Source organism: Chelativorans multitrophicus, assembly GCF_011317445.1.
GTDB classification, from domain to species: Bacteria; Pseudomonadota; Alphaproteobacteria; order Rhizobiales; family Rhizobiaceae; genus Chelativorans; species Chelativorans multitrophicus.
This window is the reverse complement of sequence record NZ_JAAAPL010000003.1, coordinates 505,649-519,623: the sequence shown is the minus strand read 5'-3', so window position 1 is coordinate 519,623 and position 13,975 is coordinate 505,649. Positions and strand designations below refer to the sequence as shown.

At 59.8% G+C, this 13,975-nt stretch carries 8 protein-coding genes, 1 tRNA gene and 1 pseudogene; 6 read left to right on the top strand and 4 right to left on the bottom strand.

The genetic code is table 11. The features are described 5' to 3' along the window. Window positions 1–55: 55 nt before the first annotated feature. The 3 genes from GNP00_RS16915 to GNP00_RS16905 all read right to left on the bottom strand — a co-directional run bounded on the left by GNP00_RS16915 (window position 56) and on the right by GNP00_RS16905 (window position 5,736). Window positions 56–3,262 carry an autotransporter family protein gene (locus tag GNP00_RS16915; RefSeq protein WP_011582682.1) on the bottom strand — a complete coding sequence of 1,069 codons (3,207 nt, stop codon included), beginning with the start codon at window positions 3,260–3,262 and terminating at the stop codon, window positions 56–58. A 367-nt stretch (window positions 3,263–3,629) separates the two neighbouring features. Beyond that, complete coding sequence (locus tag GNP00_RS16910) at window positions 3,630–4,871, bottom strand: MFS transporter (RefSeq protein ID WP_011582683.1); 1,242 nt, start codon at window positions 4,869–4,871, stop codon at window positions 3,630–3,632. A gap of 789 nt (window positions 4,872–5,660) precedes the next feature. Further along, window positions 5,661–5,736: transfer RNA gene (locus GNP00_RS16905), tRNA-Ala, on the bottom strand. Between the two features lie 120 nt (window positions 5,737–5,856). Here GNP00_RS16905 and GNP00_RS16900 point away from each other — a divergent pair. Next, window positions 5,857–6,147 carry a YggT family protein gene (locus tag GNP00_RS16900; protein ID WP_011582684.1) on the top strand — a complete coding sequence of 97 codons (291 nt, stop codon included), beginning with the start codon at window positions 5,857–5,859 and terminating at the stop codon, window positions 6,145–6,147. A 4-nt stretch (window positions 6,148–6,151) separates the two neighbouring features. Here the strand turns inward: GNP00_RS16900 and phaR are convergent, their stop codons facing one another. Next, the gene (gene phaR / locus GNP00_RS16895) at window positions 6,152–6,763 is read right to left on the bottom strand and encodes a polyhydroxyalkanoate synthesis repressor PhaR (RefSeq protein WP_011582685.1); all 612 of its coding nucleotides are present in this window, start codon (window positions 6,761–6,763) and stop codon (window positions 6,152–6,154) included. 298 nt (window positions 6,764–7,061) lie between these two features. On the opposite strand from phaR, the gene GNP00_RS16890 reads away from it, so the two are divergent. The 5 genes and pseudogenes from GNP00_RS16890 to fdxA all read left to right on the top strand — a co-directional run bounded on the left by GNP00_RS16890 (window position 7,062) and on the right by fdxA (window position 13,643). Next, window positions 7,062–8,243: an acetyl-CoA C-acetyltransferase gene (locus tag GNP00_RS16890; RefSeq protein ID WP_011582686.1), complete on the top strand. Its 1,182-nt coding sequence runs from the start codon at window positions 7,062–7,064 to the stop codon at window positions 8,241–8,243. 155 nt (window positions 8,244–8,398) lie between these two features. Then, window positions 8,399–9,121: an acetoacetyl-CoA reductase gene (gene phbB, locus GNP00_RS16885; protein ID WP_011582687.1), complete on the top strand. Its 723-nt coding sequence runs from the start codon at window positions 8,399–8,401 to the stop codon at window positions 9,119–9,121. A gap of 580 nt (window positions 9,122–9,701) precedes the next feature. Continuing rightward, window positions 9,702–12,815 carry a helicase-related protein gene (locus GNP00_RS16880; protein WP_011582688.1) on the top strand — a complete coding sequence of 1,038 codons (3,114 nt, stop codon included), beginning with the start codon at window positions 9,702–9,704 and terminating at the stop codon, window positions 12,813–12,815. Between the two features lie 5 nt (window positions 12,816–12,820). Continuing rightward, window positions 12,821–13,096: pseudogene (locus GNP00_RS16875) on the top strand (RNA-binding S4 domain-containing protein); the annotation flags it as partial. Window positions 13,097–13,304: 208 nt separating this feature from the next. Further along, window positions 13,305–13,643, top strand: a complete 339-nt coding sequence (fdxA, locus tag GNP00_RS16870) for a ferredoxin FdxA (RefSeq protein ID WP_041544857.1) — start codon at window positions 13,305–13,307, stop codon at window positions 13,641–13,643. The last annotated feature ends 332 nt before the right edge of the window (window positions 13,644–13,975 follow it).

Sequence of the window (13,975 nt, the reverse complement as noted above, 5' to 3'; positions counted from 1 at the left end):
CGCCTTCGCTGGCTTGCCCGCTGTCACGACTTGAGCTGGTTTGAATGCCGCAAGCCTACCATGCGACTCGCAAGCCGAGGGTGCCGCTCAGCAGCCGGCTGTCGCCGAAGTTCTCAAAACTGGTTCTCGCCTGTGCTTCGCCATAAACGGAGTACTTGTCATCCGCCACGTTAAGGGTTCCGCCGATGCCGAGACCTCCCCAGAGCGGTTGATTTTGATGCTCGAGCACTGTGCTGGCGACATCCACATGCCAGCTGCCCGCGAAGTCATAGTGGAGATTGGCAATACCGTAGAGATGAGAGCGGTTCGTCGTGCCCGACCCGTTCATCCATTCGGTTTGGCGGTCCACGGTGATTCCGAGGCGGCCCAAGAGACTTTCGCTCTTTTCGAAAGTGACCGCTGCGCCGAACGGATCGACGAAATTTTCGAAGTTTATCCGCGAATAAGCAAATTGCGCCTGGGGCGTCGCCGACCAGCGCCTTCCAAACCAGAATCTCTGGCCCACTTCGAGGCCCAGATTGTAGCCGAATGCGTCCCGGTCCTTCGCAAGATCCATTCCGGCAGTGCTTGAATATAGATCGCTTTTATACCAGGTCGCGTGACCCTGACCGTCAACATAGAAGTCGTTGGTGCCGTACCAGGTGAGCGCGCCTCCTACGCCGCCGCCCGCGCTCTCGATCGAGCCTTCGCCGTGGATGGAATACACATCGGAGGAGACCGTCCCATAATGGCCGATGAGACTGCCGATGAGGCTGCCGAAGGATTCTTCCGCCAGAAGCAGATCGGCGCCCGCCTCAGCCCTCCAGTTGGTCACGTCGTACTCGACGCCGCTTGTGGAGATCTTCGGCAGAAAACGGCTGTCCGAAGCCTCTAACCGTCCCCAAAGGCCATTCCCTTCGATCAGGCCGTATTGCGAAGGCATCCCCTTCTCGACCGGCTCGGGTAAGGTTGCCCAGAAGCGGTTGCCGAGGCGCTGCTGCATGGTGCCCAATTTGTTGAAGCTTTGCAGCGTGCTCGCATAGGTTTCGTAGATCGGCACGCCGGCCTGATATAGCGATCGTAGATACCAGTCCCCGTCGTCCGGTGTGCTCATCCCGCCCTTATAGAGCCCGTAGGCATATGCCCCCGCAACGATAACCTCGCTGCCCTGCAGGGTGTAGGATCCGATAAGCGAGAAAAGGCCATTGGACGCGCCGCCGACATCGATGACCTTGATGCCTTCGGTCGTCAGAGCGCCCACCCCGCCGAGATTGATCACGCGCACATCGGTCTCGCCTGATGTATCGCCCGTGATGACAAGAAGATCAGCCACGGAACCATCGCCGCCCAGAACGGTCTCGATCTCCAGCATGCCTCCATTGCCGACATAGTTGCCATCGATCGTGAAGGTGCCGATGCCGTTGCCAGGCGCGACGACGCCCATATTCGTTGTATCGCACACCGTTCCAGTGCCCTGAAGGCGGGCAGTCTTCCCTACGGTCATCGGTCCGCAAAGGCTGCCATTCACGACGAGAGTGCCCGCATCCACCAAGGTGGACCCCGCAAACCCCGAACTGTTGCCCGTCAGCACCAATGCGGCATTTCCATTCTTGACGAGGGGACCCGTGCCGCTGATCACGCCGGTTAGCGTAAGATCGGCATTCGTTTGGATTGTGCCCCCGGCGGGGTTCACTACGAAGTTGCGAGCGGAGGTAAAATCGTCCGTGTTGCGAAGCGTACCGCCGGAAAAGGTGAGCACACCGGCAGTTGCGCCGAGATTGCCGTCCTCCGAGACCTCGAGAACGCCGTCATAGATCGTCCAGGGGGTCAGCGCGGTCGTCGTTCCGGTCAATGTCCAGGTGCTGGGGCCCCTCTTTTCATAGATCCCGAACCCTTGGATTTGGCCGCCGGGGTTGAATTTCGACACATCGAAGGTCCCGTTACCAACACCGCCGAGCACGAATATGTCAGGCGAGGTAAGGGAGTTGCTGCCTGAGACCCTGCCATAGATTTCATAGCCGGAATGCAATTCGAGCGTGTTGCCGCCGCCCGTGAATTGAAGTGCGGTGCCGAAGCTGTCGTTCCCGTTCCGTCCTGCATTTATGACACCGCCATTGACGACCGTGGTGCCCCCGGTGCCGATCACGGCGATGCCGCCAAGCGCCTGTGGCCCCATCAGCGGGCCGGCATTGCCGCCATTGATCGTCCCGAAATTTTCAAGCCTGCTGTTGACGAGGTTTATGCCCGTTGCACCATGGTTGCCGGCGCCCAGCGTTCCGCCGCCGTTTCGGCCGTCGGCGCCCGAGATAATGCCCGTGTTATAAAGCGTGCCGTTGGTCAGCTGGGCGCCCATGCCCGGCGCCCCGTGGCCGGTTGCCCCGGTATTGACGCCTTCACCTCCCCTGCCGCCCCTGATGATACCGCTGTTTCGGTGGTCGCCGCCGTTCAGTATTGCGCCGGTGCCGCCGGCACCGCCGAAGTAATTATCTGCGCCGGTAGCCGGCAGATGACCGAACATGCCGCCCGAGCCGCCTTCGATGAGGCCCCGATTGTCCAGCGATCCACCGGTCAGGGTTAACCCCACCCCTCCGTCGCCTGTTCGCCCGCCGACCGCTCCGCCCGGCATGTTCTGGGCATCAAAATTGCCTCCATCTCCGCCGGAGATCACGCCGTCTACCCCGTTGACGACAGTCGTGTTGGTGAGTGCGGCGCCTACACCTCCCCGGCCGGCATTGCCGGCGGTTCCAGATCTGCTCGTTCCCCCACCCGTTCCGCCTTTGATGACGCCCCGGTTTTCAAGCGAACCGTTGTTCTTCTGGATACCGGCGCCGCCCGTACCATTGCTGTCCGTTATATCGGCATTCCCCCCCTTGAGTGTGCCGACGATGGTGATGGGGCCGCCGGGAATGTTGATGCTGCCGCCATTTCCGGACACGCCCGTTCCCGGCATGCCCCTCAATGTAAATTCGCCGGTGATGATGGTGATCGGAATGTTCACCGCTGGCAGGGGAACCGTGTTGCTCAGGGTGATGTCGGCCCGCAATGTTATTGTGGAAGACTGGCCGGTGCTGTTTGCGTTGTTGATGGCGGTAATCAGCTCGGCCTGAGTTGATGCCGTGAAATCCGCAGCAAAGGCAGATGTGCCCATGAAGAGCCCGGTCGAAAGGGCGATGAGCGAAACCGCGGCCTGTAGATCAGTCGCAGAGCCGATCTTTTCCCTGATTCGCAATCCTGGAACAGGGAGAAGTGATCTGCCAAATTTCACGCATATCGGTTTCTGCATTCCTCGATCCCTTGTTAAACCGCGCCGCCGGCCGTGACTGCTTCGGCAAGGACCCTCTCCAGTCGCCACCGCGGACCGCGCCCAATACCGGTCACGCCATTCCCGGCGTAACGCCGCAGCCGCAAACGCGGCTGCTTCCGTCAGGCACTCAAAGCGCACGATTTCAGTCTGAGGAGAGACTTAGGATCATCCACGCAGCATTATCAAATAACAGCCTTGATATCCTCGCAGGATATCGAAAATAAATGATGTTTTTAAAGCATAATTGGAGCGTTAAAACTTACACCATATTGTGATTATTCGAAAAAATTCGCATAGCGGGCTACCTCCGCTTCAGTGCAGCTCTTCAACTCTAAACTACACCAGTTTAGTCGCGGCCGTTAAGATGGCGCGCTTTGCGCAGCTCGGGAAAAAGCCAGGCCCAAAGCCCCGCAACGGCCATGGCACCCACGCCGCCGAAAACCACTGCCGGGACAACGCCGATAAAGGCGGCCATCGTACCGGCGCGGAACTCGCCGAGCTCATTGGATGCGCCCACGAAAACCATATTCACCGCATTGACCCGGCCACGTAGCCGGTCGGGTGTCCAGAGCTGGATGAGGGTCTCGCGAATATAGACGCTTACCATGTCCGCGGCGCCCAAGCCGGCAAGCGCTGCAATCGACAGCAAGGAAATCGTGGAGAGGCCGAAGACCGCGGTGAATAGGCCGAACAGGGCGACGAAAAAGAACATGATGACGCCGGCATGGTCGCGGATGGGATGACCTGCCAGCCAAACCGCAACCGAAAGCGCCCCTATCCCCGGAGCCGATCTCAGCAGACCAAGGCCCCATGGTCCCAGCTCCAGGATGTCGCGGGCGTAGACCGGAAGCAACGCGACCGCCCCGCCCAGCAGCACGGCAAAAAGATCCATGGAAATCGCGCCAAGGACGATCTTTTCCCTCCAGATGTAGCGGAAGCCGGCAAATAGAACTTCCAGCGTCGGCCGCTCGGATTCTGTCCGCTGCTGCGGCTTCGAGATCAGAAAGCAGAGGACGGCCGCCGTAAACATCAGCACTGTCGCAACGCCATAGGCGGTCTCGGCCGACAGGCCATAAAGCAATCCACCTGCCACAGGCCCGACGATCATGGCCGTTTGCCAGGCAGTGGAATTCCACGCCACGGCATTGGCGAAATGTTCGGCGGGCACGAGATTGGCTATCAGCGACGAGGACGCCGGTCCCATGAAGGCCCGCGCCGTACCGAAAACGGCGAGAGTGGCAAAGACCGGCAACACCGAATCGAGACCGCGCAGCGTAAGAAGAAGCAGTGCCAGCGCGCAGGCTCCTTCGAGAGCTGCGGAAAGGCCCATGATCATGCGCCGGCCAAATCGGTCCGCCACCGCGCCAGTGACTAGGAAAAGCATGAGCGAAGGCGCGAATTGAACGAGGCCCACCAGCCCAAGATCGAAGGGGTTGCGCGTCAGATCATAGATTTGCCAGCCGACCGCAACGGAGACGATCTGGGTTGCAAATGAGGCCAGCAAGCGCGCTACCCAATAAAGGGTAAAAGCGCCGTGACGGAAGGCAATATATCGGTCGTCGGGGCTGGAGATCTCTGCGGTTTCCATGAAGCTGCGAAGCGTTGTCTCGCCGCGGTCTTGCGGCAATTGTCGGCAGCTTTTAGCGTAATCTATTCTGTCGCGCGCGAGAGATTTGCATTCTGGACCAAACTTTTTTTAAGTTCGCTTTGTTGGAATTGCTGCCTCTTTTTCAGCGAAAAAGGCCACAGGCCGCAGATACCCGATCGGGCGATTCGGCTTCCTCGGACTTCCGGTAAGGGACCTCCGCCCGGCCGCCAATCCCGTCAGCGGGAAATAATGACTTTGTCGATACCGTAATGCCGGGCCTTCTGTTGGTTTCTTGTGGTGTCGGGATCACTGCTTTCAAAATCGTCGTCAGGTTAAAGGAAGGTCGATCCCGATTGATAGTCAAGCGCTGAAGGGGGAAGGACGACGAGATCTTGGCCCGCGCTGATTGCACGCTCCGCGAGGCCTTTGTGCATCAGATATTCCTGATTTGCAGCTCCAATCCAGTGTCGAGGGCACCCAGATACAATAGGACCTCGCCGATGCGAGGATTCCCATTCATATAGGTCCCCAAATAAAAACGAAGCGGGCGGCTAGTCTCCTCCTACGAACCACCATAAATCGCGAGTTACGGGGTATAGCCAGAGCAGGTAGATGGTCGCCGCTGCAGCAGCGGCGAGAGAAAGCACCCCGCTCCAATCCCAAGACGTGCTACTCGTCGCCGGCAATGGATTTTCGCGCGATGATGTAGCGCGGACGAGTGCGTGATTGGGCCCACGTGAACGGGCGAACGGTAAGATGTAGGCGCCTGGTGAATTATCCGGTGCGACTTGGTGGAGCTGAGGGGAATCGAACCCCTGACCTCATCATTGCGAACGATGCGCTCTCCCAACTGAGCTACAGCCCCGATCGCCGGAATGGTGCGCATTTAGGTCGTGGTCGAGGGGTGTGTCAAGCGCCACGTGGCAAGGACTTGCCGCGTGACACGCCAATGGCTACATGTCGCGAAACTTTGTGGGAGAGTGGCATGCTCGCATTATTGCGCACCATAGACATGGCGCTTGGCATTTATTGGTGGTTCATCATAGCGGCAGCCATCTTTTCCTGGCTCTATGCCTTCAACGTGGTCAATCCGCGCAATCAATTCGTGGGCTCGGTAGGCAATTTCCTTTATCGAATCACCGAGCCGGCACTAAGGCCGATCCGCAATCTGCTGCCGGATTTGGGCGGTATCGACATCTCGCCTATCATCCTGCTGCTCATCATCTATTTTTTGCGGCAGCTTCTCTGGACGACAATCGCGCCAATCCTGCTCTAAAAGCCTAGCTTTTCGACATGGCGTCGAGCTTTCGCTGCATGTCGGCGATCTGCTCACGCAATTCCTTCAGATCATCGGAGCTCGACATTCCGGTGCTCGGCTGCTCGTGATCCTGCCGGGCACTATTTGCCGCGTGTGGCGACGGCGTGAACATACGCATGGCGTTCTGAAACATTTCCATGTTCCGCCGCGTCTGCTCCTCGATCAGCTTCATCGGAATGTTCATGGAAAGCACATCCATGGGGCTTGCACCAAAGGCTTGGCGCATCTGCTCGCGCATACGCTCCTGCTCCTTTGCAAAGGCCAGCATGGACTGCTCAAGAAAACTCGGCAAAACCACCTGCATCTGGTCGCCGTAGAATGAGATGAGTTGGCGCAGGAAGGATATGGGCAGCATATTCTGCCCATTCTTATCGTTCTCCAATTCGAAGATTATCTGTGTCAGGACAGAATGGGTGATGTCCTCACCGGTCTTGGCATCCTGAACGACGAAATCCTCGTCGCTCCTCACCATTTGCGCCAGATCCTCCAGCGTCACATAGGTGCTGGTGCCCGTATTATACAGGCGGCGGTTGGCGTATTTCTTGATGACCACCGGGTCGTCCTTCGCGGGCATTCTAAAAGCTCCCCACACGCGCGAGATGGTGGCAAAGCCGGCGGGCCCTGCCTGCCTTTTGTGCAGGATATGCGAAAGGTTGCAGCAATTGAAAGCAGTTTTCGCTGCGCTGCCGCATTCGAGCAAATTTCTGCCACAACCGTTAGGCGCAACTTCTAAAAAAAGCTGGATTGACCTTAGCGAAAACGAGCAGATACCATCCTTTCGCAGTGCGAAGCACAATGCCTGGATGTTTCGCGCCAGATGCCGCTAGTCCGGCGTCTCCTTGCTCTGTTCTGGGTGGTTACTGGAGAAAGAAATGGCCTCTTCCAATTCCGTAGTGATCGCGAGTGCCGCGCGTACGCCGGTCGGCTCCTTCAATGGATCTTTCGCCCAGATACCTGCGCATCAGCTTGGAGCGTCTGTCATTCGCGCCGTGCTCGAGCGCGCCAAGGTCGCAGCCGATGAGGTGAATGAGGTCATTCTGGGCCAGGTGCTGACCGCAGGCCAAGGGCAAAACCCCGCTCGCCAGGCGGCGGTCGCCGCTGGGCTTCTTGCGGAAACCACCGCTTGGGGGGTGAATCAGGTATGCGGCTCCGGTCTTCGTGCGGCGGCTTTGGGAATGCAGCAGATTGCCTGCGGGGATGCGAAAATCGTCATTGCCGGCGGGCAGGAATCCATGTCGCTCTCTCCTCATTGCGCGCATTTGCGCAGCGGGGTGAAGATGGGCGACTACGCGATGATAGACACCATGATCCGCGATGGCCTCTGGGATGCCTTTAACGGCTATCATATGGGGATCACGGCGGAGAATGTCGCCCGGGCTTTCCAGATCACGAGGGACGAGCAGGACCGGTTCGCGCTCGCCTCGCAGAACAAGGCTGAAGCCGCGCAGAAGGCAGGTCGTTTCAGGGACGAGATTGCGGCTGTGACCGTAAAGACGCGAAAGGGCGACGAGGTCGTGGAAAACGACGAGTATATCCGCATCGGCGCGACCCTTGAAGCGATGCAGAAGCTTCGGCCCGCTTTCGACAGGGAGGGTACGGTAACTGCCGGCAACGCCTCGGGAATCAATGATGGTGCGGCGGCGCTTCTCTTGATCAGCGAGGAGGAGGCAAGCCGTCGCGGCATTGAGCCCATGGCGCGCATCGCCTCCTGGGCCACTGCCGGTGTTGATCCCGCGGTCATGGGCACTGGGCCAATTCCAGCCTCGCGGAAAGCGCTCGAAAAGGCCGGCTGGCGCGCGGCCGATCTAGACCTGGTGGAAGCGAATGAAGCTTTCGCCGCGCAGGCCTGTGCCGTCAACAAGGAGATGGGCTGGAACCCAGACATCGTCAATGTCAATGGCGGCGCCATCGCCATCGGGCATCCTATCGGCGCATCCGGCGCGCGCATTCTCAACACGCTGCTTTATGAGATGCGCCGGCGTAATGCGAAAAGGGGGCTTGCAACCCTCTGCATTGGCGGCGGTATGGGAGTTGCGATGTGCGTGGAACGATAGCGGCTTAGGAAGCGAAGACGATTGGCAGGGATATTGTTGTGAGGTGAGGGCCAAAAGAAGCGGCAGCAGGCCGCTCGATGCAACCAGAGGGGGTTGCCCCGGCAAAGAACCGGACGCCTCACAACCAGTTCCGCTCTGCCTTACGGGAGAATTAAATGACTAGAACTGCACTTGTGACCGGCGGAACACGCGGGATCGGCGCAGCCATTTCTGTCGCCCTGAAGGAGGCGGGCTACCGGGTCGCCGCCAACTACGCTCGCAATGAAGAGGTGGCGCAGCAATTCTCCGAGAGGACCGGCATTCCCGTCTATCGCTGGTCCGTTGCCGACTATGATGAGTGCGCAGCCGGTATTCGCAGTGTTGAAGCGACGCTCGGGCCTATCGAAGTTCTGGTCAACAATGCCGGCATCACGCGGGATGCCATGTTCCACAAGATGACGCCTGGACAGTGGCGTGAAGTCGTCGATACCAACCTCTCGGGCGTCTTCAACATGACGCACCCGATTTGGCCGGGTATGCGCGAACGCAAGTTCGGACGCGTCGTCATGATCTCGTCGATCAACGGCCAAAAAGGACAGGTGGGCCAGGCGAACTATTCCGCCTCCAAAGCGGGTGAGCTTGGCCTCGTGAAATCACTGGCCCAAGAAGGCGCGCGGTGGAACATAACCGTCAACGCCATTTGCCCCGGCTATATCGCCACAGAGATGGTGATGACCGTTCCGGAAGCCGTGCGCGAAAAGATTGTCGAGCAAATCCCGGTCGGCCGCCTGGGGGAAGCGAGCGAGATTGCGCGCTGCGTCTTGTTCCTCTCTACTGATGACGCGGGATTTATAACGGGCGTGACTCTGTCGGCCAATGGTGGGCAGTACATCGCCTGAGCACCGTCCGCGCGCGCCTGCCCCAAAACGGCACGGGATCGTTAACAGGCGGGATGAGGCACCTGCGAGCGCCTGTGGATATCCTGTGGGTACTTGGTCATTAAGTCGCCTGAAGCACAACATGTTGTGCGGAACAATCGCGGAACACCTGCAGATCAGTGATTCGTCGCTGATTCGTTCCGGCTTTGGCCGCATTCTTAACGGCCAGGCCCCGGCAACTGGAGAGCGGCTTTACGTTTCCTTTGGTTTTCCTAACAAATGCTTGAGTTTGGCGGCACGTCGAGGATCGAACGGAAACCAATCAGAAAGAAAAGTTAACGGACGGGTGAAGTGACTGCGAATCCCTTCAAGGTACCGATTCAGCATGTAGGGCAGGTGAATGACGAAAGACCCATATCTGGTGCCGAACAAAAACAGAATCCTTATGAGTCAGTGATTCGTCGCTGATTCGTTCCAGAGTCGTTCCAAACATTAACAGGGACATCATTTTGCCTTTTGATCCCGCGCTTCCTTCCTATATGTCTGCGGCAGTGGCGGACCACTTTCGCCGCTGCAAATCCCTGAAAGCGGGATGCCGCAAATGAATGTTCAGCCACTAAGAAGCGAACCCGCCGCTTTCGACGGGCGAGGCATTACAGCTGTCCTCGGACCGACGAATACCGGGAAAACCCATCTCGCCATTGAACGCATGGTGGCCCACGAGTCTGGCCTGATCGGCCTGCCTCTCCGGCTTCTTGCGCGCGAGGTCTATCACCGCGTGGCGTCCCGCGTCGGCGAGCAGAACGTGGCCTTGATCACAGGCGAGGAAAAGATAATTCCGCCTGGCGCGCGTTACTCGGTCTGCACCGTTGAGGCCATGCCGCGATCGACTGACGCGGCTTTCGTGGCCATAGACGAGGTGCAGCTTGCCGCCGATCTGGAACGAGGCCACATCTTTACCGACCGGCTTTTAAATCTCCGTGGGCGGCAGGAAACCTTGCTTCTCGGCGCCGGCACAATGCGCGGCATCCTTGAAAAAATGCTCAGGGGCATTTCCGTCGTCACACGCCCGCGCATGTCCGTGCTCACCTATGCCGGATCGAAAAAGATCACGCGGCTGCCCCGCCGGTCCGCCATAGTCGCTTTTTCGGCGGACGAGGTCTATGCGATCGGCGAATTGATCCGCCGGCAGCGCGGCGGAGCGGCCATCGTTCTGGGCGCACTCAGCCCGCGCACGCGCAACGCGCAGGTGGCGCTCTATCAGTCCGGCGATGTGGATTATCTCGTCGCCACGGACGCGATCGGGATGGGCCTCAATCTCGATGTCGACCACGTGGCTTTTGCCCAGAACCAAAAATTCGACGGATTCCAATATCGCGAGTTGACGGCCGCCGAACTGGGCCAGATCGCCGGCCGGGCAGGACGGCACGTGCGCGACGGCACCTTCGGCGTCACCGGGCAGGTGGATCCGTTCGCGGATGCGCTGGTGGAGCGCATAGAAACGCACCAGTTCGAGCCGGTGAGGATGCTCCAGTGGCGCTCCGCGGAAATCGACCTTTCGAGCATCGACGCGCTCAGGCGGTCGCTCGAGGCGGCGCCTCCCGTCGAGGGGTTGACCCGCGCGCTGCCAGCGGCGGACTTGCGCGTGCTGGAACATCTGTCCAGGGACGAGGATGTTCGCGCGCTTGCTGCTGGCCGCGCGAAAGTGGCGCTGCTTTGGGACGCCTGCGCTCTGCCGGACTACCGCAAGATCGCGCCCGCCCAGCATGCCGAGCTCGTGAGCGCCATCTTCACCGATCTGGCGCGCAGCGGCCATGTGGACGAGGATTACATGGCCGAGCAGGTGGAACGGGCCTCCTCGACGGAGGGCGAAATCGACACGCTCTCTGCTCGCATTGCACAAATCCGGACCTGGACTTTTGTCTCGCACAGACCCGGATGGTTGTCCGATCCGACACACTGGCAGGAAAAAACGCGGGAGATCGAGGACAGGTTGTCCGATGCGCTGCATGAGAGATTGACGAAACGCTTCGTTGATCGCAGGACATCCGTGCTCATGAGGCGCTTGAGAGAGAATACAATGCCCGAAGCAGAAATCAGCCCCACCGGAGAGGTTCTGGTTGAGGGACATCATGTCGGCGAGATGCAGGGGTTCCGGTTTACCGCAGACAAAAGCGCCGAAGGGGAAGACGCGCGCGCCGTGAAGGCCGCCGCTCAAAAGGCCCTCGCCGCTGAGTTCGAGCTGCGTGCTGAGAGATTTTCAGCCGCGCCCAATGGCGATCTCGCGCTCGGGTCGGATGGCGTACTGCGCTGGATTGGCGCGCCGATCGGCACGCTGACAGCCACCGACGACGCGCTGAAGCCGCGCGTGGTCCTGCTGGCGGATGAGCAGCTTACCGGCCCCGCCCGCGACAAAGTCGCCGCGCGTGCCGACCGATTCGTGAATTTCCAGATCGAGAGCCTTCTCAAGCCGCTCATGGAGCTGCGCCAGGCCGATATGCTTTCAGGCATTGCGCGCGGCCTTGCCTTCCAGCTCGTGGAAAATTTCGGGCTGCTCAACCGCCGGGACGTGGCCGACGAAGTGCGCGCGCTGGAACAGGAGGCCCGCGCAGCCCTCAGACGGCTGGGCGTGCGCTTTGGCGCTTATCATATCTTCGTGCCCGCGCTCATCAAGCCGGGGCCGGCCGGCCTTGCCACGCTGCTCTGGGCGCTCAAGAATGACGCCAGGGACAAACCCGGCTATGGCGACGTGGTGGCCGCGCTTGCGGCAGGGCGCACCTCCATCGTCACCGACCCCGCTTTTGAGCGCAGTTTTTATCGGCTGGCAGGCTTTCGCAATTTGGGCAGGCGGGCAGTGCGCGTCGATATTCTCGAACGGCTGGCGGATTTGATCCGGCCCGCTCTTGCCTGGAAACCGGGCACGGGCAAGCGCCCGGAGGGAGCCTTTGGCGGCGATGCTTTCGTGGTCACGCCCGCCATGATGTCCATCCTCGGGGCCACCGCCGAGGACATGGAAGCGATCTTGAAAGGTCTGGGCTATCGAGCCGAACCGCAGCCCGCTGAAGAAGTGAGCGCAAGGCTCGAAAGATTCGACCAGGTCCCCGAAGCCGAAACGGCGTCCAAGGAGGCCGCGGCCCCAGGCATGGAGCAAGGCACCCCTGCAGGCGAAGAAGCGTCTAGCTCACCGGCGGAGGCGCCAGCTTCAGCCGAGCCAACTGAAACCACGGCAGAGGCTGAAAACGTGCCCGGGCATGTTTCGCCCGCAGCGCATGAAGCCATTGGTGCCCCGCGCGATGAACTCGCAACGCCGGATGTGCAGGAACAGGAAACAGGGCTTGCCACCGGTACGGGCCCCGCCCAGCCGGTCAATGTGGACGAACCTGCGGCCGAGGCTTCCGGAGCAGAGCAGCCCGCCGACGCGGAAGAGCCGAAGCCCACGCTCGTATGGCGGCAGGCCCGCTTTGAGCGCAAGCGCCCTCTGCAGCGGCAAGAGCGTGGAGGGGACGGCCATCGGCAGGCGAAGGGCAAGCCGCCCCGTCGCCACGCCGCTGAAGATGTCCGTGAGAGAAAGCCGCCATCCAAGGGACGCGACGGCCAGCAGAATCGTCCACGCCGGGACGAGCGGCCGCAGAAGCGAGAGGATCGGGCGCCGAAGATCGACCCTGATTCACCCTTCGCCAAACTCGCGGCCTTGCGGGATCAGCTTCGGAAGTAAGTCGTTTGGCCACGGATGAACGCCAGCGCATCGACAAGTGGCTCTTCTTCGCTCGGGTTGTAAAATCGCGCTCGCTTGCAGCCAAACTGGCGCAGGCAGGCCGGGTACGCGTCAATCGGGAGAAGATTAATGAAGCCTCTCAGCTGGTCCGCCCGGGAGATGTGCTGACAATTACGCTCGACCGCCGCATTCTTGTTTATCGCGTGCTTGCACCAGGGCTACGCCGCGGCCCGGCCGAGGAAGCCCGCCTGCTCTATGAAGACCTGACCCAGACGCCAGCCATAAAGGAGTAGAACTGGCGTCGGTATGGGGCTGTTTTCTCCGGATGGGCTTCTTCCAACGCGCAATTTGGAATCTGCCTCTCTTAGACCCTCTCCGCAAAGCTGTTCTCCTGTGGGGCTGGAGAGGGGAATGGCGCACCTTGCCATAGCCTTGCAAAGGGGCTACCTCACCCGCCGGAAGATGAGACCCGAGAGACGGGAGCCTGTAATGACCTATGTCGTGACCGACAATTGCATCAAGTGCAAATACATGGATTGCATAGAGGTCTGTCCGGTCGACTGTTTCTATGAGGGGGAGAATATGCTCGTCATCCATCCGGATGAGTGCATCGACTGCGGCGTATGCGAGCCGGAATGCCCGGCGGAAGCCATCAAGCCGGACACGGAGCCTGGCTTGGAAAAATGGCTACAGGTCAATGCCGACTATGCCGAGAAGTGGCCGAATATCACGGCCAAGAAGGAGCCTCCTGCCGATGCGAAGGACTGGGACGGCATAGAAGAAAAGTTCGAAAAGTATTTTTCTCCCGAACCGGGCACCGGCGACTGAGCTAAAGCCCTGGTCGTGAAAAACCGTCGCGTCACAATGCCACATTGAATTGCGCCAGAGGCAACTACGCCCCGCAAAAGTTGTGTATCTCCGGCAAATAGTTGAATCTTTCAGCTTTTTGTGTTACCTATATGTGACATGCCGGAGACAAACGTCTTTGAAGGCGCAGGCGTTCAATCACTGAAGGTGGGTTTTTCTTTCCGGACCGGGGCAGCTTAGCCAAAGCGGCTGCGATTGCTTTGACAAGCCCCTCCTTTTTCCGGGCCCTCGCCTGCGACTTCAAAACCGCGCACCGGCGCTCGGCACGGGCGGAGCGAGCTTTCATGCCGCCC

What these genes read in the sequence shown, in the direction of transcription:
- GNP00_RS16915 (WP_011582682.1), bottom strand. Translation starts at nt 3,262, where the DNA reads ATGCAGAAACCGATATGCGTGAAATTTGGCAGATCACTTCTCCCTGTT.
- GNP00_RS16910 (WP_011582683.1), bottom strand. Translation starts at nt 4,871, where the DNA reads ATGGAAACCGCAGAGATCTCCAGCCCCGACGACCGATATATTGCCTTC.
- GNP00_RS16900 (WP_011582684.1), top strand. Translation starts at nt 5,857, where the DNA reads ATGCTCGCATTATTGCGCACCATAGACATGGCGCTTGGCATTTATTGG.
- phaR (WP_011582685.1), bottom strand. Translation starts at nt 6,763, where the DNA reads ATGCCCGCGAAGGACGACCCGGTGGTCATCAAGAAATACGCCAACCGC.
- GNP00_RS16890 (WP_011582686.1), top strand. Translation starts at nt 7,062, where the DNA reads ATGGCCTCTTCCAATTCCGTAGTGATCGCGAGTGCCGCGCGTACGCCG.
- phbB (WP_011582687.1), top strand. Translation starts at nt 8,399, where the DNA reads ATGACTAGAACTGCACTTGTGACCGGCGGAACACGCGGGATCGGCGCA.
- GNP00_RS16880 (WP_011582688.1), top strand. Translation starts at nt 9,702, where the DNA reads ATGAATGTTCAGCCACTAAGAAGCGAACCCGCCGCTTTCGACGGGCGA.
- fdxA (WP_041544857.1), top strand. Translation starts at nt 13,305, where the DNA reads ATGACCTATGTCGTGACCGACAATTGCATCAAGTGCAAATACATGGAT.